Source organism: Fischerella major NIES-592 (genome assembly GCF_001904645.1).
Classification (GTDB): Bacteria; Cyanobacteriota; Cyanobacteriia; order Cyanobacteriales; family Nostocaceae; genus Fischerella; species Fischerella thermalis.
Genome location: NZ_MRCA01000003.1, coordinates 108,306 through 130,246 on the forward strand (window position 1 = coordinate 108,306; position 21,941 = coordinate 130,246).

Here is a 21,941-nt window from a genome sequence, read left to right on the forward strand (position 1 = left end):
TATCATATCTGTGAAGGTTGGTAATCGGTAATGGGTAATTTGGTCGCAGTGTTAATGAGGGGAGAAACGCAACCGGATTGCCTGGTTGTAGTGTGAGGCGAAATGAACGGGTGATCGCAGCTAGCAATAAAGTAGCTTCCATGATCTGGCAAGTGATCGCCCAAAACCGTTTCTAACTCTTGTTGCTTTTTTATCAGCTTCATCCAGTCGAGCAAAGTTTCGCAATGAACAAACTATTTCCCTGATGCGTTCCGCACCAACCTTCATAGAAGCAAGAATTTTGGGGAGATCAGTAGTTAAAAAATCTAGCTCAATTTGGGCGATCGCAGTTTGGATTTGTGCTATTGGTTCAGGATAATGTTGTTGATATAGGCTGAGTAAAAAGAGCAAATCCTGAAAATAGCAGCTAGCGTGATCCAAGTTGCCAGCAATGAAGTTAACAGGGTTATTAATTTCGTGAGCAACTCCAGCAACAAGCTGTCCTAAAGATGCCAATTTTTCATTTTGTACTAATTGCGTATAGTTTTTTTGAAGGTCAAGCAAACCTGTTTTAGCTACTTGTGATTCTTTCTGCGCTTGCTGTAAATGAGTCAGAGTTAAGATATAAATTTGAGAATAAGCTAGCAGTAACTGATAAAAATCAACTAGCCCATAGTTGCCAGAATCATTTTTAACTTCTTAACCTCGTAAACAAAAAATCAATATTTTAATGAGCATAGTTTACCCTTTTTTTTGGTAAAAAATCTGTAGCTATAGTTCGGTCATGAAATAAAAATTCTGATTAGAAATTGATATTAGTAAAAAATTTGTGTATTTTTCTCAAGTCAATAAAAATTTGTGGTATTTACAGCAGTTTTTAGTAAATCGAGCTACATATGCTCTAACTCTCCTTCCCTTCGTTTCCATAACTGTTATTAAAATCTGCTGTCGTGAATGTGCGTGATGTCGATACACAAGGTATCATTGTTTAACTTCCCTGCCGTGGATGCGATCGCCTGTTTTCTGTCCCAGTTGCAATTAAGTTGCATTCAAAAAGAGTAGTTGAAGCATCTGCCGATCCGGAGAGAATTTCTCTCCATCTCATAACACCCCACGAATTTCTTACACTAGATCTGCAAGACACTCACAAATGCTCAAGACAATGAAAACCCCCGGAAATTTCGACTTTGAGGATGATAAATTTAACGCACCGCCTTCTCAAGTCATCCCTTGGTGTCAGATGATTAATCCTCGCTATGGTCAAGATGGTATCCAGCCCTATGGCTTAGCAATAAAGTTAGATAATGCCCATGCTGTAGGGTTTCAGCCGGATGAGAATTGGCAGCAGATCGAGCATGAATTTAGCTCCGGAGTGGAAACAGTGTATATTACTACCACCCCACGCATAGTAGTAGTGCGGCGCGGGCCGTTGTCTGTCAAAGACCGAGAAACTGGAGTCAAATTAGGTACACTCAGAGAGAATTATGATGCTTTTTTAGCAGACAAACTTAAATTTAAAACTTTTACACGTTATCTAATTTTTATAGTTGGAGAAAATAAAAAATTTTTACATGAATTACCACTACAACTTACTTTAAATGGTGCAGCCGGAGCAAGTTTTAGTAAAGCTTATTGTGAATATCAACAAGGCAGAATAACAGGTGGATTTCTAGCGGAACTAGAAAGGGCTTATGCTGCTTACCGCAAGCTACCATTAACGCCAAAAGGGCCGCTATTTCACGCTCACGGCATTTTTTGCCCAATTATTGATTCGGAAGAAAGAGGTATTGAACCAAATACAGTTTTGGTTGCTTCTACTGTGGACTACAAACATCCGACGGTTTCGACTTTAACCCAATATTTAATAGCTTCTGATGCTCCAGAGTCGGAGATAATTATCAAGAATTACGAAGAATACAAAGATTTTGGCAAGGAACCTACTAAGGCAGAACCACCTAAGATGGTAGCAGCAGGAGTTTCTAGTTCCTATATTTATCCTGATGAGGATGACTTTAGTTATCCACCTTATTAAATTGGTTGAAGAAGGCAAAAAGCAATTAGCAAGTAGCGTGCGTTATGTACATTAGTCCTAACGCACCGAAAATATCTTCTTTCAATTGAAAATTTAGCGGTCTTCAATGCTGCTGGTTTAGAAAATCAAGCTACTGTATCTGAAAATAGGAACCGGGGATCAACTTAACAATCTGTGTGCATCGGTGTACCCTGCACCGATGCCGATGGGCGCGTCTACATTTTTTCTCTTATTTCTCTATTACCTGCCTCACTGATGTAACTTTGCCAACAATTCGGCAATTTGCTGATTAATATTTGTCACATCAAAACGCTGACTAGCTGTAGTCCGAGCATGATTAGCAATTGTCGCAGTTTTTGATAACTCTTGTAAACAGGTGGTAATTACCTGTGCAAGTTCTTGAGATTCTCCTGGTGTGACTAAAAAACCATTTACACCATCTTCTACCAATTCCACTGCACCACCAGCTTTTGCTGCTATGACTGGTTTCCCGCATAGCATAGCCTCAACAATTACCCTGCCAAATGGTTCAGCAGCTGTGGAGGTGTGAGCTACTAAGTCACAAGCTGACATTAATTGGGGAACATCTGAACGAAATCCTAAAAATTTGACTCGATTTTCTAGTCCTAAAGCGACAACTTGTTGACGTAATTTTTGAATATATTCTTGTTCACCAAATAACGCATCACCGACTAAAACTGCTGTCACTTCTGGAGGACATTGCCTGAGGGCTTCAATTAATATATGTTGTCCTTTCCAAGGTGCAAGACGACTAAAGTGTCCAACTACAAATTTTCCTTCTAGCCCTATTTCTTGTCTGGTTTGATGAATAATAGATGCGTCTATTTGATAGTTTTTGGGAGCAAAACCGTTGTAGACAACTGCGGTAATATCTGCACGTCCTCCCGCTTCTATAAATGCCGTTTTACTCGCTTGGGAATTGGCAATTACTAATGATGCCCGATTAGCAGCAGTAACAGCAATACGACGGTTAGTTTGGCTAAAATGCTCTGGTGAAAGAATGTCATGTAAATGATAAACCAAAGGACGCCCACTTAAAAAACTAGCGATCGCTCCCACAACTAATGCTTTTTGAGTGTTGGCGTAAATTAAATCGTATTCACGAGCTGTTTGCACAACTTTAGCAAGTAAAGGTATGAGTTGTCCAAGACTTGCTAATCCTTGTACAAAGGAACTTTCTTTGCGAACTTGGATGATTTTATTGCTAAAAACTTGAACTCGAATATGATTTTTTTCTAGTAAAGTTCTAAAATCACCATCAGCAAATAAGCCAACTAAACAATTATCTCGATAAGGTTTGGCAATATCTATGAGACATAGTTCTGCGCCACCTGGTTTACCACTTTGGTCTAAAAACAGAATTTTCATGTTTTACTCTTTCATCTTTCCACCATTAGATTCAGTGATCAATAAAAATACAAAAATAATATAGTCATTATAAAATAAATATAATTAGGCTAATATTACTTTCCTAACATCTTGCGCGATTTTATACCAATCAAAATTAGCAGTCACATACTCACGGCACTCTTCTCGTGAAGGTGTTACTATTTTTCCTAATAGCACTTGTTCTAATTTTTCTGCAATGGCTGAGACTTCCACAGAAGAAGTGATTAACTGGGGTGAAAATGGTTCTAAAATCTCTGGCATTCCACCCACAGGAGTACACACGACGGGAGTACCACAGGCAAGGGATTCTACTACTGCTAAGCCAAACCCTTCAAAACACTGACTGGGCATGACACTAACATCAGCAGCTTGATAAGCTATGGGCAAATCCTCATCAGGTAGAAATCCTAGAAATTTCACATGTTCATTAAGTCCCAATTCTGTTGCTTGCTGTTGCAATGCTGCTTGGATAGGCCCCCGACCAGCGATCGCTAACCAAAAATCTGCTACTCTTGGTTTAATAATTGCCAAAGCTTGCAATAATTTATCAATTCCAACTCGATGCACTAGGCGACGACTAGCGAAAATAATAGACCTGTCTTGTGGCCAGTCAAGTTTGGCACGGGCCTCGCTACGTGATAAGTTAGACTGAAACTGATCAGTATTCACTCCACCAGGAATTATGTGAATTTTTTCCCAGGGAATTTGATACTGTTCGTGTAGTATCTTACCAAAGGCCTTACTTAGAACAATAAAGTGATCGCACTGATCGTAAGTTCTTTTTTCGATCAGTTGGTGCTTAAGAACAACACTTAATCGCTGACGAACTACTTCGTGGTTACTTTCGGATGCCCAAGGCCCGTGAAAGTTAAAGGTAATGGGTACTCCTTTGGGTAATAAATCTAAGATGGGGAAGCTATATAAGGCAAAATGCAAATTAACTGCATCTGGTTTGCCCATTCTTGTTTTCTTGAAGTTTTGGCGAATTGACCATAACCGTTGCCAAATGTGACTATCTGGTGAACTCAAATTGGTCAACTTGATTGGTAGATTTGGTTGTGTTTCCGGTAAACCGACTCCACATAATTCAATCTGGTCTTGATTTGCTGCTAATTTCTGAGTCAGTTCGTACACATATCTCTCTAGTCCTCCGGGTGTTGTAGGAAACCAACCTACTCCCACACAGAGAATGGATGCAGATGAATAATGGTCTTTTTTGTTACCTTCCACGTATATATCCCCAACCATGAACTGCTCGTCTTTGTATTTACTTTTACCAGCATTTTAGCCACCTTATTTGAAAATACCAGGAAACTAGTGGCTGTAAGGTTTATATTTTTTGATTGAACACATTATTTAGTACATCTTTGTCAGATCTAAGATAGATTTGAGAAAAGTTTGCTCATCACTAAACATTAAAATAGTTTAAATGTACTACTTAAAATCATCAGGTTTTTGATTACACATTCAACAAGAATTTGAGATATCTCCATAAATTAAATACGATTTGCAAATATTTAAGCTTTGCAGGTACAGCAATAGTACTTAAAGTTCGTAACCCTTTGGACACCTGCACCTGGCTTGCATGAGTGACTGACGTCGTCACCTATGGTAATCCGATTTGATTAATGAATTTACTCGTGGAGACAGGCAATAAGCAATAGGCACTCTTGCAATAGAGAAACCATATGTGTAATTAATTCTGCATATTTACATACTTTATGTTTAATGAGGCTAAGTGAAATAGTGCTTCACATGAAATTTTCAATAAAAATAATAACTAATCAATAGATAATGATGCATCAAAATTTTTGTGATTGTGGTTTAGATTACAAAAGAGCAGAAAATATAGTAATTCATTCCGGTAAAGACCCTACCATAGAATTTTTACGAAATTGTCCTTAGCTAAATTAAAAAAATAATGTGCTTTTTGTAAATTTTTCATGAAATTAGCCATATTCACTGTAGATATTAGTTATTTTATGGATGAAGATCGTACGCATAAATAATCATGATTACTTCTAATTAAATAACTAATGCCTTACAGCTAAGTATATTTGTTAACCATTAGTAAATAGCATACTTATTTAACTATATGAATCACTTACAGTCTAAGAACCCTTGGCATCTTGGTGGTTCTCATCACTTCGACAGATCCATTGGCTCCTCGTAGAGTAGCCGAAGCATAGTTCATATAGATTAAATTTTGAGAATTCTTGCTTAAATCCTAATATTAACTAATCAAAATATAATTACTTAGATATTTCAGAAATAAGCCAAAATTCATCAATAGTTTTTTGACAAAAAATCACACATGAAAAATAAATTGCTACGGCAGATTGGGAAACTCTATCAAAAGCAACATATCAATAACTTATTAAGGAGAGGTATTTTTAGAAATAACAAAAGGTTAAGGTTTGTACTTAGTGTTATCGTCGGTTTTATAAGTGTAACTTTAATTGCTATTTATTTGACTGGCAGAGTTACATCTGTAGCGAATACTCAGACAACATCAACAATCAAGGCATACACGCTACCTGAAAAAAATACTCATACACCTTCTAACACAGATACATACACCACATCTGCTGCTAATACGTATACATTCCCAGATCAAAATACTTATACACCGACTGCTACAGACACTTACACACTAGCTGCGACAAATGCCTATAAAACATCTTGGATAGGTAACTCCTTTGGTGGCGGTAACAAATGGGTACAAATCCAAGTAACTGATATGTACGTGACTCCTGATGGCACAGTGTACACCAATACAGATTGGGATGAAGCCGGAAGAGAGGTAGGAATTTATAAAAATGGAGACGTCATTGGTAAAGCCGATGACTTGCATGGATGGGGAAGGATGGGGGGAGATGCGATCGCAGTCGATCAAAAATATATGTATGTAGGGATGCAGCAATCTGCTGATGGGAAACCAGGAGAAGATTACCCCCCCAAAGGCACAACATGGTATTGCATCAGACGCTATAACTTATCTGGAAAAGTTGCACCTTTTGCCCAAGGGCGCGGCTGGGATAAAAGCATGTTAATAGTCAGCACCAAAGGTAAAATTGCAGGATTAGCAATTGATGGCCAGCAGTTGTATGCAAGTGACAAAGCAGCCAATTTAGTTCATGTCTACAACACCGCTACGATGAAAGAAATACGTAGCTTTCAAGTCAATAATCCTAGCAAAATAGCCCTTGACAAACAGGGAAATCTGTGGATTATTCAAGACAAAAACAAGATAGGGCATTATTCGCCAACAGGAAAGCAATTACCTGGTGCGATCGCAGATGTTGCCCAACCAAGCGCGATCGCAATCGATAATCAAAACAGGTTGTTAGTTGCAGACAACGGCCCACGTCAGCAAGTATTAATATATGACATTGCCAATAAACCCAAACAAGTAGGCACTTTCGGCACTCAAGGAGGAGTTTATTCCGGTAAGCGTGGTGAAATCGGAGATTTGAAATTTTACGGTTTGAGTGGAGTCGGTACAGATGCAGCCGGAAATATCTATGTTAGTAATGTTGGTTTCAATCGTTCCGGCGTAGATTTACGCAAGCTTTCCCCATCGGGCAAATTACAATGGCAATTGCTAGGCTTGCAATTTATAGATACTGCTGATGCTGATGTTGGTACTGATGGCGCAAATGTCTTTACCAAAGACGAACATTTCATCATGGATTACAGCAAAGGTAGCGGTAAAGAATGGCAATACAAAGCCTATACCGTAGATAGGTTCCGTTACCCTAATGATGCCAGACTCCACACCACGCCCACAGCAGCCTTTGTCCGGCGTTTGCAAGGAAAGCGTTTGTTATATCTCTCTTCAGAAATGATGTCAGAACGCCTGTTAATGTATCGTTTTGACGGAGAGATCGCAGTCCCCTGTGGTATATTTGGCAAAGGCAAAGAAGACTGGCTAGCTAATGAACCGACTAATAGTAGTTGGATCTGGATTGATGCGAATGGTGATGGTTCACCTCAAACTAACGAATATCAAGCCACGGGTGAAAAAGATGATTCTGTTTGGGGCTGGGACATAGATAGCAAAGGAGATGTTTGGCTAGCAGCAGAAGCAGGCTATATCAAACATTACCGCTTTGGTGGATTGAATGCTCATGGTTGTCCAGTTTACAATACCAAAGCTGTGCAAAAAACAGCCATGCCCCAACCGTTTAAAACTCTCACAAGAATTAAATATTTTCCGGAACAAGATGCCATGTATTTAAGCGGTTATACAAGCGATCGCCCCAACATTGATGGTGATTGGGGATTGGTTGGTACAGAAATCATCCGCTACGATAATTGGAGCAAAGCCAAAAAAATACGCTGGCGCATAGCATTACCATATGAAGTCAAACGCGATCCTAAATTGCACATCAAAGCAATGGATGTAGCAGCTAACAGAGTGTTTGCTGTCAGTAGTAAAACCGCAGACGTGTTTGTCTACGACGCCACCACAGGAAAACAAGTACAACAGTTAAAACCAGGCCCCGAGGTTGCAGGCGAAAGCGGCTGGATCGATATACCCTTTGGGATTCGTGCCTTTCGTCGTTCCAATGGTGAGTATTTAGTGTTTGTAGAAGAAGACTTGAAAGCTAAAGTTCTTATGTATCGACTACCAGGATAGATATGAGATTTTGATGGGTCTGCCCCGATTCTTCTTGTTCTTCCAAACACGCTTGGGTAATTGTGGCCTGATAGCACGTTTACGAAAAGCAGCACGTTTATCTTTGGAATCGTAACCTTTATCAGCTGCCAACACCTTTACTCGTTCGTTTACGTGGTCTACCGGGTTTATTAGTTTTGACTTTGACACTATCGAGTAGTGGAATAACTTGATCTCGTTCACTGCCATTGGCAGGTGTTGTGCAATTGGCTAAAGGCATTCCATGACCGTCAGTCAGGGTATGTATTAAAATTCCTTTACCTTTATGACCATACTTAACTCCTTCACCGCCACCCTTTCCAGGGGGAAAAAGACCCGTCTACAGCACCGTAATTCCAGTTAATTAAACCCTTCTCTTGAGCAATTCCTAGTCTACGTGCTTGTAAACTTTCTAACGTTCTGTCTATTTTCCAACGCATCAGCCATCTGTGCGCTGCACTTTTTGATGCCCAGATTAATTTCGCCAACTTTTTTAATCCCACCGTTATTATCAGTTCGTTGCCACAGTGTATTTCTTTCTTGTCCACTAATCAGTGCGACAACTCTCCAGGTAGCATGATTATGAATTGGTGATACTCTTCCTGACAACCATGCGACTGTCTGCACTGTCAAGGGAAAATCTGGCTCATCATACAGAGTAAGTACCGACCAACCTGTTTGTGGATCTGGTTCAAGATATTCACCTTGTAACCATTCAGAACTGGTCAATAATCGCCGCACTAGAGGGTAAATTGCTTGGAGGCGATCGCGATCGCTCTTCCATTTATACAGAATATCTTCGAGATCTGTTAAAAATAGATAGAGCCGATATTGACCTATCGGTAATTCTAGATTACCTGCCGATTCTTCCGAAGCTTCACATTTGCCGTCGTCTGTCACTAACCAATCTTGACTTACCATATCTTTTCAAAACTCAATAATTGCTATGTATCTGCTTTTACCAAGCTTAAAAGCTCCTTGCTCTCATAGTGCTACCCGGTTTAATTGTTTGGGTAACAAAATTTTGAGTTAGGTAAATCCTTTTTGGCGTTAGGTTCGTATCAATATTAAGTTCAAGATTGGCAAGAATCTATTTTCAACAAATTAACCTATCATATTTTTGATAATATGTCAAGATTTGGGCTTTAAATAATGGTGTTATCTAATGAAACAGATACCGAAATATTTCAGGCTTTGCGTTCTGGAAACCCGTTAGCTTTAGGTATCTTCTATGATCGCTATGGAGAGGTAGTCTACCGGGTGGCACTGCGAATGTTAGGCAATGCCCAAGAAGCTGAAGATTTAACACAAGAAGTCTTTCTGACTCTTTGGCGCACGGGTAAATATGACTCAAAGCGTGGTTCTATGCTGGTTTTTCTGACAACTTTAACCAGATCAAAGGCTATTGATCGTCATCGGCAGATCAAGGCACAATGGCAACGTCTGCAACGATGGAGTCGCAACGTTCCTCCTGAGAATTCGAGTAATTTAATGGATAAGGTTTCTTTAGAAGAAATGTCTCAACGTGTACGTGAGGCGCTGGCTGAACTACCTCCTAATCAAAAGCAGATTTTGGAGATGTCTTATTATGACGGATTGAGCCAATCAGAAATTTCCGATAACTTAAATATGCCTTTAGGAACAGTGAAAACACACAAACGTAAAGGTTTGTTATATCTCAGACAAATGTTGCAAGATTTGGTGGAATAGCAATGGCAGACTTTCGAGAATCTGATGAATTAAAAGAACTTTTAGCCAGCTATGTTTTTGGAGATTTGACTCCAGAAGAGGTGGCTGCTGTTAACGAATTATTGGCAACTTATCCAGAATTAAATGATGAAGTTAGTCGCTTACAAAAAACCTTAGCATTACTTCCCTTAGCTTTACCGGAAACAACACCTTCTCCGACGCTAGGTGATCAAATCTTACAGGCTGCATCAAGGACTAGTACCGATTCTCCTACTGCAATCTCAAGCCGAGTTCGCATTTTGCCAAAAGCTTGGCTGGCTGCTGTGGGGAGTGTAGCAGCTTCTGTTGTCGTTGGGTTTGGTTTATATACTTATAATTTACATCGAGAATTAGTTACTGCTCAAACGGAATTATCGGACTACAAACAAGCGATCGCTTTGTTGCGTCAACCTAGTAATCGCTTACTGACATTTCAAGGAACTGATGTTAGTCAATCAGCCTCCGGGAGTTTAGTCATAGTCCCTAAATCTGATGTGGCTGTACTCAGTATTCAGAATCTAGCAACCTTACCCCAAGGTCAAATTTATCGCTTATGGGCTGTAGTTGATAATAAAAAAGTATATTGTGGAGAATTTAACCCTGACTCTGAAGGAAAAGTGTTTATGCAAATGCCTTTAGATGATGATATGACAGTTTCTTCTCAGGCTTTGATCACCGTTGAGCCGTTGCAAAGAATTCCTCAACCAACGGGAGAAACTGTGATGACGGGTAGTATTTCATTGTGAAAAATTACTCTCTTGAGAAGTTGTAGACACAAGTTTGTTAATTCACGCGCTTGTTGCTTTCATCGTCAAATTACTAATTACTCAGGTGCGCTCATCTTTTTATGCCTTGGTAATCTTGGATAACAAAAAATAAAGGTGGCAAGCGATCGCCACGGAGAAACCTGTACCAATTGAAGCATAACCTTCTGTATATTGAGTATAAAAAATGCGCTACTGTTAATTTCACTATTGGATTTACAGCAGTCTATATAGCCTGTATTCTGTTTGTAGCAATAGCACCAAAAGCAGCATATGTACTTCATCATACTTTTTGTTCCGTGTTAATAGTGCCATAATAGCTAGTCATAATTGATCTGATTATTGTCTTTGAAGTGCGAAAAAAAGCACGATTATTTCACTAATTACACCCGCAAGCATTCCATAGGCTGCTGAAGTAGCTCCGCTATGTCTGGTAAAAATTAAACTTCCACATACTACTAAAGTAAAGGTTGCAGCAACTACTGTTGCTATGTTGATGAACCAGTTTTTACCCCTGTGAATCAGTAGCCCTTGAAAAGTATTTTGCAGAGCCAAGAGCAGGGGTAAGCATGAGAGTATTTGTATAACTGGACGAGATGCTTCTACAAGAGAGGGATTATTCCCCAAAAACTGACGCAGTAAAAATAATCCGTTATCTGTAAACCCAAGAAAAAACGGTATGAAAGTAAAACTTAGCCCGACAATCATGACAAAAGCAACCAGTGTTCGCCTAGAAGTTTCTTCATAAGCAGAAATGATCACTTGTTGAATCATCCGTGTACCGTTAGCGATCGCCAGCACAAGTCCCCAGGCCGCAGGCCAAACGGCAAGTGCTAAACTACCATCAAATGAGCGAGCAATCAAACTCAAAAGTATGGCTCTTGCACCCCAAACCACAAGCATTGTTGAGGCTAAAGGAAGGTAATAAAATGTGACTCCACCCAAGGTTTGAGGCAGTTTCTTAGTCTCGGAATATCCTTGTTGGTTAAGAATAGAAATAGCACCAAGACGCATACAAAACCATGTCACCAATACTGCCTCAATGAGTATGGCTCCCATCATGGTGATACCTGCCAATAATGCGCCATCTAACCGTAAAGTTACTCCCACTGCCAGCGACACAATTACCCAAGTCAATCGCGCTACACTTGCCCAACCTACAGCTATGCTCTTTTGAGCGCGAATTAGCAACCCTTGAAAGAAGCGTCGCCAAGCAATCACGAAAGGCCACAGAAACATCAATAAAAAAGCAGTTCTTCCTCTAGCAGCAATTGATGAGCTAACGCCAAATACATCAAGCAATAGCCAGTTATACAAAGGTTTCCAGGTGAGTAACAGAAAGATACCACTTAGACACAATCCCGCAATCATCGTAAACTGCCAAAGTGCGCGTCGAGATTTGGCTTGACCTCCCAGTGCGGTTGAGGCATGAAGAATCATGATGATCGGGCTTTCCAGAAATACGGCAACTCCTTTGACTACCCCGACTCCAGCTAATGTCTCTTGCGGATAGGCTAGGCGACTGAGTGCAGATGTCTGAAGCGGATCGCCGAGAGTCATAGCCACATCAGATAGAGAAAGTGGAATAAACTGCGTCAGTAGTGCTAACAGCGATCGCCCTGAAGTTATTTGACTACTTTCTGGTTTGGGCTGGGGTGAGGTATTCATGTTATTTTTCAGCACTACTTAAAATAAAGGGGAGTTAGTGAAGCGATCGCATCCTCAAGACGTTTCCCTTGTTTGAGGGTAAATCCATGATGGTCGAGCCAATCGGCATCATACACTGTCTCAAGGTATCTATCGCCTCGGTCTGGATTGATCATCAGAATCCGCGCGCCCTCACCTAGATCACGCGCCAGATGCAAGCCACCTGCTACAATTGCCCCTGTTGATGCACCTAGAAGTAACCCTTCACGACGTGCCAGGATGTGGCACACTGAGTAAGCTAAATCCTCTGGTACTATATAAGCGCGATCGAGCAGGGAAAGATCCAGATTTGGTGGAAAGAAAGATAAGCCAATGCCCGTCATTTTGTATGGTTTTGCTGGCGTTCCCATAATCACTGAACCCACCACATCAACGCCAACAATTCGTGTTTTGGGGAATCGCGGTTTCAGATAACGAGCTATTCCCATTATTTGTCCAGCAGTACTAACACCCACTACGACAGCATCAAGATTGTCAGCAAAATAAGCTTCAATCTCACGGGCAGTATAGTAGGAATGTGCCTCCGTATTCAAAGGATTAAGGTGCTGACATGGATACCAAGCATTGGGAATAGTTGCAGCCAGTTCACGCGCTCGTTTCATTCTAGCCTTTTGCATTGAGCCTGATTCATCTGCCTCATCAAGTGGTACATCTACAAGTTCTGCACCATAAGCTTTCAGCATTCTTCTAAAGGGTGGTGCAGTTTTGGCATCAACGACAATCATCACTCGATATCCTCGAACTGCTCCCACCATCGCCAGCCCTACGCCAAAATTCCCTGAGCTGGACTCAATAATCGTACCACCAGGTACAAGCAGCCCTTCTTCCTCCGCACGTGTCACGAGGTAGACTGCATTTTTTTCTTTAATTGAACCCCCAGGATTACAACTTTCCAATTTCAATAAGCATTCTGAGATAGCACAGACAGGAGAAATATTTTTGAGCTTGACAATCGGAACATTCCCCAAAGCCTGGGTAACATCAGTAGCCGTAGTAGTTTTCCATTTACGATCATGATTCCACTGAGAGTTGACAATGCTTTCAAAGGATGAAGATTTTGCCAGATAATTCATATGAAGTAACCAAAAATTCAAAAATTACTACAAATTCTCATAGCTACATGAACTTACTTATTTGGATTCATTTTATGGAAACATTTTTACTAAGTAGAACGGCTTAAATAATTCACGCTATGTCATTGCGAATGAAACGAAGTGGAATGAAGCAATCGCAACAGTTTTGACGATTTTACAATCTGTTACATAGTTAGGTTTATTCTCACCGACTTACTTAGATTGCTTTCTGGAAAATAAACAGATTAACAACTATTACTCGTATAGTTAGTGACCTCTTGAATCTGTTTTAATTTACTAAAAAATAGATAATGATGAAGTTTGAATTGGGAACTAAGACAGTGTTTAAGTTACGTCCATAAAAATATTGACACCCATCACTAACTCTGCATATTTTCATATTGAAGGATAAAGATGAAATTAAGATGAAATTTCTGATTGAATATTTAATTTTTCCCAAAACAGTAGCGATAATTTATCTGTGGCAATTAATTAACTTGAGCCAAATGCCAAGCAGTAACAAAAAATAGCTAATGAAGATGTATAGATAAGAAGATACTCACCTACTATCGGTTTTTGTATAGCCTAATCCTAATTTTTAAAAATTTCATCCTAATTTCATACATTTCTGCAACCCTATTAATAGAGGTAGCCCTATGGCGAACTATGCTAAAATCAAAAATTTACTAATAAATTTTAAATATCGACTTTGATATGAGGGTTCTACTAGTCGAAGATGAGCCGGATTTGGGGGCAGCTATTAAGCGTACTTTAAATCAACAAAAGTACCTAGTTGACTGGGTTATGGATGGTAATGACGCATGGGCTTACTTAGAAAACAGTTCGGCGCAATATACAGTAGCGATTCTTGATTGGATGCTTCCAGGAATTAGTGGTTTAGAATTGTGTAAAAGACTACGTTATAAAGGTAATCCTCTTCCTATCCTGATGCTAACTGCTAAAGATAGAATGGAAGATAAAGTTGCCGGACTAGATGCAGGTGCCGATGACTACTTAGTAAAACCCTTCGGCATGGTGGAACTTCTAGCACGATTGCGGGCTTTGCAGCGTCGTTCCCCCCATTTTCAACCTCAACAATTAACTGTTGGTAATTTGACTCTAGATTATGGCAACAGTACAGTTGTTAGACAAAATACAACAGGTGAACAGCAAAGTATTCCATTAACTAATAAAGAATTCCAACTATTGGAATATTTCATGAATCATCCTAACCAGATTGTTACGACTGAGCAAATTCGTAATCAAATTTGGGAAGTTAATGCGGAATCTAGTAGTAATGTAGTGGCAGCGCAAATACGTTTGTTACGTCGTAAACTCACAAGTAACGACTGTCCTAACCCAATTGAAACTTTGCACGGTATGGGGTATCGTCTTAATTTCTCAGATGAATCAAAATAAACTGTTTCGGCTCACCCGCGTTCGTCTAGCTCTGTATTACGCTATTGTTATGGGTTTGATTTTAAGCCTATGTGCCTTTAGCTTTTACAGGTCTGTGTTTCATGCTCATGTGGTAGCTTTAGACAGTGAAATTGAGACTGTAGCTGGGACACTGCACGACAGTATTGAACTAAAACTTCAGTCACCTGGACGTTTGGAACCATTAGTAAATCAGTTATTTCCAAATACAGGTAACTGTAGAATTGGGGCTAGTAATTGTATTCAAGAACAGCCCCATCCTAAACGTCATCTTCTGGGTATTGTTACTAAAACTAGCTACTATATACGTTTTTTTGATACTTCAGGAAAATTAATTGCTAATGCTGGTTATTATCCAGAGGGATTACCTAATATTTTTAATCAAAAAACTTGGCAATTTCTCAAAGATAGCAAAGGCAACGAATACCATCAAATTACTCTATCTCTGCATACCCGAAATTATCAGGATTGGGGATATATGCAGGTAGGGCGAAGTCTAGAAGAGTTTAATCATTATTTGGATAGTGTCAAGCTAATTTTGATATTAGGGCTGCCGATGGCTATGGTTATGATTGCTGGTGCCAGTTGGTGGTTGTCAGGATTAGCGATGCAGCCAATTTATCAGTCATATCGACAAATTCAACAGTTTACAGCCGATGCTGCACATGAATTACGAACGCCTTTAGCTGCGACAAGTGCAACTGTAGAATCAGCACTTTTAATGTCAGAAATAGATGAACAAGAAACACGAGATATATTGCAAACTATACAGCGTCAAAATCAGAGGCTAACAACTTTAGTCGTTGACTTATTGATGCTAGCACGTTTAGATAGACAAGCTCAAAAGTTACAGCACGAAGTTTGTTGTTTAAATGATATTGTTAGCGATTTAATTGAAGAATTTGCAGCGATGGCAACTACTGCAGGAGTAAAGTTGACATCATCAATCCGAGTTAAGCAAAATATGAATGTTATAGGGAATTCCGATCAGCTTTATCGATTGGTTTCTAACTTAATTGTCAATGCAATTCAATATACACTCAAAGGAGGGGAAGTCACAGTTATCTTAGAAAGCAATGATAATTATGCTGTAATTAAAGTTCAAGATACAGGTATTGGTATCCCACAACATGAACTGAGGCGAGTTTTTGATCGTTTTTATCGGGTAAGTAGCGATCGCTCTCGTAACACTGGTGGTTCTGGATTAGGATTAGCCATTGCTCAAGCAATTGTTCAGGCACATCAAGGCAAATTAAATGTACAAAGTGAATTCGGTAAAGGTAGCATTTTTACAGTTCAATTACCCAGGTAAAATGAGCTATAATACGGGAAGTATTTTAACTTCATAGCCATAAAGAATTAATTCGTGCAAAGTTGCTAGTATTTGCTTGAGTGATATACTGTCCCATGGGCTGCACTCTAATATATGTTTCAATACCTGAGCGGGAGCATTAACCACCCAAAGACTATGAATTCTTTTGTTCCTAAATCCAGCACATAATTGAACAATTGGTTGTAACTCAACTGTTATTTTTGGTATATGAATAATTGCTGAACTTATAGGGATTACTGGTTTATATTCTCAGTTTTTAGATTGTGAAAAATATGGGTCACTGTACCATTGTCCGTCAATTTGGTATGCAATCATTAATATACTCATTAAACCTGTTAATAAACTCTATTTTGTCTTTGGTTTCGAGCGATCGCACTTTCATCAAGTTATAATGTCCATCGGGAAAGCGCAGCGCATCGTAGTAAAAACCATCATCTTCATCCCACAAAGAAATATCTGATTGTCCAAGACCGTCAATTGCATCGGCAATATAAAGAAAATGCTCAAAAAATTTGCTGGCAATATCCTCATAAGTGGGATTAGATTTTGCTAATTCTAAGGCAATCTCCAGCATATTTAGGCAATACATCCCCATCCAACTAGTACCATCTGCTTGTTGCAAATAACCACCTGTGGGCAGTTCGGCACTGCGATCAAATATGCCAATATTATCTAAACCAAGAAAACCACCTTGAAAAACATTTCTCCCTTCAACATCTTTACGATTTACCCACCAGGTAAAGTTGAGTAGTAATTTTTGAAAAACTCGTTCTAAAAAGTCTTTATCAGTACGGTTATATAACTCTCGTTCAATTTTATAAATATTCAAAGCAGCCCAAGCATGGACAGGCGGATTCACATGCATTAATCGATAACTCATAATGTGCTGCAAATTTTGTCCCTATGCGATGAGGATTAATAGCATCTTGACGTTGGTGAATTAAGTAATCATGAAAAGCATCTTTCACATAGGAAGATGTATTCTTGACCCCGAACAATTTTTGAAAATTTGTTTCGTTTTCGGTAAATAGTAGAGGTAGAAATTGTTGTGTATTGGTATGATGACAATATAGCGATCGCGTACCCAGTGTAGGATGATTGGCTGCAATAATACTGAAGCTGTCTGACTCATAAAATACTTTGATCATGGGTTTTTCGCAGTCGTATCCCCAAGACCATGTATATGGAATATTACAAACTAGGTTAGCGAGTCTTACGGCACGCCAAGGGCGAACGAGATGTTATTACGAATTACGAATTACAAATTAATCTGTTCCCCGCACGGGATAATTCCTTGGCAAAACAAAGTCGATAGCAGAGAGCATATCTGATATGGGTGGACGACCAAAAGGTGCGCTATTTACAGCAGCATAGAAAAGTGTGCCGTCTGGCTTAATTAAGAAAAAACCAGGTTCACAAAATAAAGGAGGTTCTTTTTCAAATGCACCTTTGGAAATATAAAGTCCCCAACTACGAAATAAGTCTATACTAGCTTCACAGCCAACGGTGAGATTTTTAATTCCCCATTCTGTAATTGATTTTTGAGCATCTGCTTGACTATCGCCACTAATAGCGATCGCCTCCACCCCAAGTTTAGTAAAATCGTCTAGAAGTCGTTCAAGTTCCGCTAAATAATTGTGACAAATTGGGCAGAACCAACCCCGATAAAAGATAATCAATGTGAAATTTTGAGGCTTCTGCTCAGACAGCTTCCACACTTTACCATCCAGGGTTTTTACTGCCAGTTCTGGAACTTGAGTACCAGTGAGTAATTTGGTTGTCTTGGTTGTATTTGTCGTCATCATTGATTTCTCACTTCTTTGCGAACATTAGCTAAACAGCAGCTACCTTGAGGATTATTCACCTCACAACCACAACGTCCAGCCTGAATATGAGTACGAATTGAAGATTCTACTGTGCTATGGTTTGTCTGTTGAATTTCTTGTAAGATGCGATCCCGTGTCCAATTAAAGCAATAACAAACAGGAACTTGTCCCCCCTGATCTTTTTGGAACACAGGAACTTTTACCTCGTCTACTATAAAAGTTTGACCCTGCTCGTTAAAATAAACAACGGGACAATCAATTGAGTCACAGAAAAAGTAATTAGATTGAGAATTGAGAGTTTCTAATGCCCTCGGTGTCAGCAAACTTTTAAGCGTAATGTTTTGAACTCGCTTTCCTTTCATTCCATTTACTGGGCAGTTTGCCTTCAAGGAATTTTGACTTGGAGAGCAACATTCTTCAGACATATTTTTTCTCCTATTTACAACAATTTTTGCGATGTGACTTGCGGTAGCGAAAATATGAAAGTACAGTTAGTGCAACCAATATTCCTAATGCTGGTAAGAGAACATAATCGAGATAACCTACAATCGCACTTAATCCGACTGCTCCTAGTAAAATAACTAAAATAGGTGTGAAGCAACATAAAGCGACAACAACTGTTCCTGTTAAACTAGCAATCAATGCGGTTTTAGGTTTCATCAAATAAATTTCCTCTATCAACTAATTGAGATCGAATTGTTAATTTTCATCATCGTTTGTAGACTATAAAACTTCTTCTTCTAAAGCCTTGCGAGCAACTTTAGTCACATAAATTGTCACAGCAACCGTAGCGATAAAGCCGATAATCCGAATCGCCCACTGGACACCAGCATTCCCAGGCTGAGATTCAGTACCAATCGTGGCAATACTACCAGCTAAAGAACCGATATAAACATACATAATTGTGCCGGGAATCATGCCAATGGAAGCAAGAACATAATCTTTGAGGGAAACTCCCGTCACACCATAGGCATAGTTCAATAAATTGAAGGGGAAGATAGGAGAAAGTCGCGTTAATAGCACAATTTTTAGCCCTTCCCTCCCCACAGCTTCATCAATTGCCCGAAATTTCTGATTCCCGGCAATCTTCTTAGCAACCCATCCCCTAGCCAAATAACGTCCGACTAAGAAAGCGGCGGTAGCACCTATAGTTGCACCAATGAAGACATAAAGCGAACCCCAAACCACGCCAAAGACCACACCTGCACCGAGAGTAAGGATTGACCCTGGTAAAAAGGCAACAGTGGCAATTATATAAAGGAGGATAAATGCCAATGCTCCCACAGCACCAAGACCATCAATCCACTGCAAAGCATTTTTTAACCATGCTTGAGGATTAAACCCTGGAGCGTTTTGAGCCGATTCTTGTCCAAAAGCTGGTTCTGTAGCCAATATTAAGGTAACGCCAAACGCTAACAGTATGAGGACAGCAAATTTAATAAGCTTTTGCCAGTTTTTAGTTGAGATATTTGCGATAGTTCTATTTTGACCTTGAGGAACTATCAAATTAATGTTTGCAGGTTGTAACATGGGTGATTTCTCCCGATTAAACAGTTGTGTTTAAAGCTTTCTTGGCTAGGCGTGCTAAATAAATAGTCACAGCAACCGTAGCCATCAATCCCACCCCCCGAATCACCCACTGTATAATTTGGGTTTCTGGACTGCTTGACTGATCAGGTTTTCCCAGCATAGCCAAATCGCCAACCAGAGAACCAAGGTAAACGTACATCACAGTGCCGGGAATCATACCTAGAGAGCCTAAGATATAGTCTCTCAAAGAAACCTGAGTCACACCAAAGGCGTAATTTAACAGGTTGAAAGGCAAGACAGGGGAAAGGCGAGTCAGGAGGACAATTTTGAATCCTTCTTGAGCTACTGCTTTATCAATCGCTTTGAACTTAGCATTACCCTGAATCATCCTGCAAACCACATCCCGACACAAGTAACGTCCAATGAGAAAAGCCCAAGTTGCTCCCAAAGTTGCTGCGATCGCTACATAGACTGACCCCCAAACTACGCCGAACAGCACACCTCCGCTCATTGTCAGCAAAGTACCAGGAATAAATAGTATCGTTGCCACGTTGTAGATGACGATAAATGCAGCTACTCCACAAGAACCGAGACTTTCCACCCAAATTAATGAAGTCCGCAAAAGTTCCTGAACGTTAAATTGTTTGGTAGCAACAACAGTAATGGCAACTAGACCGCTAACCATTAATAATTTGAGATGTAAACTGAATCGGCGTTTCTTTGGTTGGGTCATTTCATCAGTCGGTGATAGTCAGTCTTGCTTCCCCTGGCTTAATTGATTTTGGGGAATTTACCCATCAGATGAGTGAAGGTGACTTTGCCCATTTCACCAGGCATTTGACCGTGTGTTTTGTTATCTGCATGGTAGGCAACTGCCAGTATTTGATAATTATTATTGGCAGGGACAGTGATAGTTGCAGTGGCGTTACCCCTACTGTCGGCTCTGAACTCGTTACGAGAGATGCCACCTGCTGGCCCCATGTCCATACCTACAAGTTTTTTATTGACCCACCAAAAGGTGTAAAGTCCGTTAGGTGCTAGGTTGCTCGCTTTGAGCGTGACCTTATAATTATTAGCATCGACGGGTGAGACGGAAACTTCACCCTTAGCAGTCAGCCATTTATCTTTTGTAAAACCTTTGGGAGTACCGTCATCAGCAGCAGCCATTAGCATTCCAGAGGGGGTTTGGTTTTGTGCTATTAAAATTTGTGAAATACCTTTACTGGCTGTTAATGCTTGATTGCTAGAATCAATCTGGTTGGCTCTAACAGTTGGTAACACAACAGTAGATAAAACCAAGGTAGATAGACTAGCGATAATTAGACGTTTCATGTTCAAAACTCCTGAAATAATCAACTTGAATGAAGGTTGACCTCTCTTGATGGCAAGGATGAGGTACTATGAATTAACCGCAATATCTTTTGCTTTCAAGAAATCCCTATTGGACAAAAGCAATCTAGAAGCAAAGCCTGTGTTTCTATCTGTGACTGGCGAATGCTGTGTTGGTTATACTTTTGATCAGTTTTGTATCTTTCACAGGTCGTTGCCTGGTGATTGGAGATTTCAATAGTGATACGAACTTCAAATCAAAATGGATGTACTTAAAACCCATGAAATGAAAAATTTATGAATGAGACTAAATGAAAGCGCGGATATTGGCTAAACAGCAGCTACCTTGAGGATTATTCACCTGACAACCACAACGTCCAGCCTGAATGTGAGTGCGGATGGAAGATTCAGGCGTGCTATGGTTTGTCTGTTGCATTTGTTGTAAGATGCGATCGCGTGTCCAATTAAAGCAATAACAAACAGGAACTTGTAAACCTTCGTCTTTTTGGTAGACAGGAACCTTTAACTCGTTTGTTATAAAAGTTTGACCCTGCTCATTGAAATAAACAACAGGACAATCAGTTGAGTTGCAAAAAAAGTAATTAGATAAGGGAGCGATCGCTGGGAACTTATATTTTTTTGTCAAAATCAATAAGACATTCTTCTCCTTAGTTCAAGATTGAAGTATATGACTTTAGTTAGCAGCGACTTTAGCTGGATTTGGTGAAACCACAAAAGTTAAATAACTACATTCAAATCTGATATTTCAAACAGGAGATAAACTTTCATGTCACAAAAACATGCAGCCCAACTTTTCAAAGCAGTTAAAGAAGATCAAGTGTTAAAAGAAAGACTCAAAGCAGCGTCTGATCCAGAAGGCTTCATCCAGATTGCTCAAGAGCGTGGCTATCACTTCACAATTGAAGAACTAGAGACTGAACTGAGCAAATTATCTTCTGAAGAACTCGCATCTATTGTCAATCCAGGAGTAGCGCCTAGACTCCACATTTATCCAAGGTAATTCCTACGGGTAATGTTTCCACCCAGCAAAGGCGAACACCAGTTACTCATGGGGAAAGCTGTGGGCGTTTCCCCATGAGCGCACTAACTCACCGTTACGCATCTATCACCTA

Annotated in this window: 20 protein-coding genes and 2 pseudogenes; 7 read left to right on the forward strand and 15 right to left on the reverse strand. The window is 39.8% G+C overall.

Annotated features, from left to right (window positions below; genetic code table 11):
* Positions 1–150: 150 nt before the first annotated feature.
* A pseudogene (locus tag NIES592_RS07735) lies at positions 151–675 on the reverse strand (ATPase); the annotation flags it as partial.
* A gap of 466 nt (positions 676–1,141) precedes the next feature.
* On the opposite strand from NIES592_RS07735, the gene NIES592_RS07740 reads away from it, so the two are divergent.
* Entirely contained in the window at positions 1,142–2,011 is an 870-nt protein-coding gene (locus tag NIES592_RS07740) for a DUF5895 domain-containing protein (protein ID WP_073555371.1), read from the forward strand.
* Positions 2,012–2,260: 249 nt separating this feature from the next.
* Here the strand turns inward: NIES592_RS07740 and NIES592_RS07745 are convergent, their stop codons facing one another.
* Both NIES592_RS07745 and NIES592_RS07750 read right to left on the reverse strand, forming a co-directional pair.
* Positions 2,261–3,400, reverse strand: coding sequence for a glycosyltransferase family 4 protein (locus tag NIES592_RS07745; protein WP_073555372.1), 1,140 nt, complete (start codon positions 3,398–3,400; stop codon positions 2,261–2,263).
* Positions 3,401–3,484: 84 nt separating this feature from the next.
* A complete protein-coding gene (locus tag NIES592_RS07750) occupies positions 3,485–4,669 on the reverse strand; it encodes a glycosyltransferase family 4 protein (RefSeq protein WP_073555373.1) in 1,185 nt (394 codons plus the stop codon).
* 1,066 nt (positions 4,670–5,735) lie between these two features.
* Between NIES592_RS07750 and NIES592_RS07755 the strand changes: the two genes are divergently transcribed.
* Entirely contained in the window at positions 5,736–8,063 is a 2,328-nt protein-coding gene (locus tag NIES592_RS07755; RefSeq protein ID WP_073555374.1) for a hypothetical protein, read from the forward strand.
* 121 nt (positions 8,064–8,184) lie between these two features.
* Here the strand turns inward: NIES592_RS07755 and NIES592_RS26205 are convergent, their stop codons facing one another.
* Both NIES592_RS26205 and NIES592_RS07770 read right to left on the reverse strand, forming a co-directional pair.
* A complete protein-coding gene (locus NIES592_RS26205) occupies positions 8,185–8,322 on the reverse strand; it encodes a hypothetical protein (RefSeq protein ID WP_178379500.1) in 138 nt (45 codons plus the stop codon).
* Positions 8,323–8,474: 152 nt separating this feature from the next.
* On the reverse strand, positions 8,475–9,002 hold the full coding sequence (locus NIES592_RS07770) for a cupin (RefSeq protein WP_256678079.1): 528 nt from the start codon (positions 9,000–9,002) through the stop codon (positions 8,475–8,477).
* A 231-nt stretch (positions 9,003–9,233) separates the two neighbouring features.
* On the opposite strand from NIES592_RS07770, the gene NIES592_RS07775 reads away from it, so the two are divergent.
* Both NIES592_RS07775 and NIES592_RS07780 read left to right on the forward strand, forming a co-directional pair.
* Positions 9,234–9,791: a sigma-70 family RNA polymerase sigma factor gene (locus tag NIES592_RS07775; protein ID WP_256678080.1), complete on the forward strand. Its 558-nt coding sequence runs from the start codon at positions 9,234–9,236 to the stop codon at positions 9,789–9,791.
* Positions 9,792–9,793: 2 nt separating this feature from the next.
* On the forward strand, positions 9,794–10,555 hold the full coding sequence (locus NIES592_RS07780) for an anti-sigma factor (protein ID WP_062245996.1): 762 nt from the start codon (positions 9,794–9,796) through the stop codon (positions 10,553–10,555).
* Between the two features lie 357 nt (positions 10,556–10,912).
* Here NIES592_RS07780 and NIES592_RS07785 read toward each other — a convergent pair whose 3' ends face one another.
* Together NIES592_RS07785 and NIES592_RS07790 are read right to left on the reverse strand one after the other, a co-directional pair.
* The gene (locus NIES592_RS07785; protein ID WP_062245994.1) at positions 10,913–12,241 is read right to left on the reverse strand and encodes a hypothetical protein; all 1,329 of its coding nucleotides are present in this window, start codon (positions 12,239–12,241) and stop codon (positions 10,913–10,915) included.
* Between the two features lie 14 nt (positions 12,242–12,255).
* Positions 12,256–13,353, reverse strand: coding sequence for a cysteine synthase family protein (locus NIES592_RS07790; protein WP_073555375.1), 1,098 nt, complete (start codon positions 13,351–13,353; stop codon positions 12,256–12,258).
* 714 nt (positions 13,354–14,067) lie between these two features.
* Here NIES592_RS07790 and rppA point away from each other — a divergent pair.
* Together rppA and rppB are read left to right on the forward strand one after the other, a co-directional pair.
* A complete protein-coding gene (gene rppA, locus NIES592_RS07795; RefSeq protein WP_073555376.1) occupies positions 14,068–14,772 on the forward strand; it encodes a two-component system response regulator RppA in 705 nt (234 codons plus the stop codon).
* Positions 14,759–16,102, forward strand: coding sequence for a two-component system sensor histidine kinase RppB (rppB, locus tag NIES592_RS07800; protein ID WP_073555377.1), 1,344 nt, complete (start codon positions 14,759–14,761; stop codon positions 16,100–16,102). Before rppA ends, rppB begins: the two co-directional genes overlap by 14 nt.
* A 385-nt stretch (positions 16,103–16,487) precedes the next feature.
* Here the strand turns inward: rppB and NIES592_RS24065 are convergent.
* The 8 genes and pseudogenes from NIES592_RS24065 to NIES592_RS07845 all read right to left on the reverse strand — a co-directional run.
* Positions 16,488–17,304, reverse strand: a pseudogene (locus tag NIES592_RS24065) (MGH1-like glycoside hydrolase domain-containing protein); the annotation flags it as partial.
* An 84-nt stretch (positions 17,305–17,388) separates the two neighbouring features.
* Positions 17,389–17,928, reverse strand: a complete 540-nt coding sequence (locus NIES592_RS07815; RefSeq protein ID WP_073555379.1) for a peroxiredoxin-like family protein — start codon at positions 17,926–17,928, stop codon at positions 17,389–17,391.
* Positions 17,925–18,374, reverse strand: a complete 450-nt coding sequence (locus NIES592_RS07820; RefSeq protein ID WP_062245982.1) for a putative iron-sulfur cluster-binding metallochaperone — start codon at positions 18,372–18,374, stop codon at positions 17,925–17,927. The genes NIES592_RS07815 and NIES592_RS07820 overlap by 4 nt, the downstream gene beginning before the upstream one ends.
* Before the next feature lie 10 nt (positions 18,375–18,384).
* Complete coding sequence (merF, locus tag NIES592_RS07825) at positions 18,385–18,609, reverse strand: mercury resistance system transport protein MerF (protein ID WP_062245980.1); 225 nt, start codon at positions 18,607–18,609, stop codon at positions 18,385–18,387.
* 63 nt (positions 18,610–18,672) lie between these two features.
* Positions 18,673–19,479: a TVP38/TMEM64 family protein gene (locus tag NIES592_RS07830; RefSeq protein ID WP_073555380.1), complete on the reverse strand. Its 807-nt coding sequence runs from the start codon at positions 19,477–19,479 to the stop codon at positions 18,673–18,675.
* A gap of 16 nt (positions 19,480–19,495) precedes the next feature.
* Positions 19,496–20,212 carry a TVP38/TMEM64 family protein gene (locus NIES592_RS07835; protein ID WP_073555381.1) on the reverse strand — a complete coding sequence of 239 codons (717 nt, stop codon included), beginning with the start codon at positions 20,210–20,212 and terminating at the stop codon, positions 19,496–19,498.
* A 38-nt stretch (positions 20,213–20,250) separates the two neighbouring features.
* Positions 20,251–20,811, reverse strand: a complete 561-nt coding sequence (locus tag NIES592_RS07840; RefSeq protein ID WP_256678081.1) for a hypothetical protein — start codon at positions 20,809–20,811, stop codon at positions 20,251–20,253.
* Between the two features lie 304 nt (positions 20,812–21,115).
* Entirely contained in the window at positions 21,116–21,454 is a 339-nt protein-coding gene (locus tag NIES592_RS07845) for a putative iron-sulfur cluster-binding metallochaperone (RefSeq protein ID WP_256678082.1), read from the reverse strand.
* Positions 21,455–21,595: 141 nt separating this feature from the next.
* Between NIES592_RS07845 and NIES592_RS07850 the strand changes: the two genes are divergently transcribed.
* The gene (locus NIES592_RS07850; RefSeq protein WP_062245973.1) at positions 21,596–21,829 is read left to right on the forward strand and encodes a Nif11-like leader peptide family natural product precursor; all 234 of its coding nucleotides are present in this window, start codon (positions 21,596–21,598) and stop codon (positions 21,827–21,829) included.
* Positions 21,830–21,941 lie beyond the last annotated feature (112 nt).

Coding starts and splice junctions, on each gene's coding strand:
- NIES592_RS07740 (WP_073555371.1), top strand. CDS start 1,142: ATGAAAACCCCCGGAAATTTCGACTTTGAGGATGATAAATTTAACGCA.
- NIES592_RS07745 (WP_073555372.1), bottom strand. CDS start 3,400: ATGAAAATTCTGTTTTTAGACCAAAGTGGTAAACCAGGTGGCGCAGAA.
- NIES592_RS07750 (WP_073555373.1), bottom strand. CDS start 4,669: ATGGTTGGGGATATATACGTGGAAGGTAACAAAAAAGACCATTATTCA.
- NIES592_RS07755 (WP_073555374.1), top strand. CDS start 5,736: ATGAAAAATAAATTGCTACGGCAGATTGGGAAACTCTATCAAAAGCAA.
- NIES592_RS26205 (WP_178379500.1), bottom strand. CDS start 8,322: ATGCCTTTAGCCAATTGCACAACACCTGCCAATGGCAGTGAACGAGAT.
- NIES592_RS07770 (WP_256678079.1), bottom strand. CDS start 9,002: ATGGTAAGTCAAGATTGGTTAGTGACAGACGACGGCAAATGTGAAGCT.
- NIES592_RS07775 (WP_256678080.1), top strand. CDS start 9,234: ATGGTGTTATCTAATGAAACAGATACCGAAATATTTCAGGCTTTGCGT.
- NIES592_RS07780 (WP_062245996.1), top strand. CDS start 9,794: ATGGCAGACTTTCGAGAATCTGATGAATTAAAAGAACTTTTAGCCAGC.
- NIES592_RS07785 (WP_062245994.1), bottom strand. CDS start 12,241: ATGAATACCTCACCCCAGCCCAAACCAGAAAGTAGTCAAATAACTTCA.
- NIES592_RS07790 (WP_073555375.1), bottom strand. CDS start 13,353: ATGAATTATCTGGCAAAATCTTCATCCTTTGAAAGCATTGTCAACTCT.
- rppA (WP_073555376.1), top strand. CDS start 14,068: ATGAGGGTTCTACTAGTCGAAGATGAGCCGGATTTGGGGGCAGCTATT.
- rppB (WP_073555377.1), top strand. CDS start 14,759: ATGAATCAAAATAAACTGTTTCGGCTCACCCGCGTTCGTCTAGCTCTG.
- NIES592_RS07815 (WP_073555379.1), bottom strand. CDS start 17,928: ATGATGACGACAAATACAACCAAGACAACCAAATTACTCACTGGTACT.
- NIES592_RS07820 (WP_062245982.1), bottom strand. CDS start 18,374: ATGTCTGAAGAATGTTGCTCTCCAAGTCAAAATTCCTTGAAGGCAAAC.
- merF (WP_062245980.1), bottom strand. CDS start 18,609: ATGAAACCTAAAACCGCATTGATTGCTAGTTTAACAGGAACAGTTGTT.
- NIES592_RS07830 (WP_073555380.1), bottom strand. CDS start 19,479: ATGTTACAACCTGCAAACATTAATTTGATAGTTCCTCAAGGTCAAAAT.
- NIES592_RS07835 (WP_073555381.1), bottom strand. CDS start 20,212: ATGACCCAACCAAAGAAACGCCGATTCAGTTTACATCTCAAATTATTA.
- NIES592_RS07840 (WP_256678081.1), bottom strand. CDS start 20,811: ATGAAACGTCTAATTATCGCTAGTCTATCTACCTTGGTTTTATCTACT.
- NIES592_RS07850 (WP_062245973.1), top strand. CDS start 21,596: ATGTCACAAAAACATGCAGCCCAACTTTTCAAAGCAGTTAAAGAAGAT.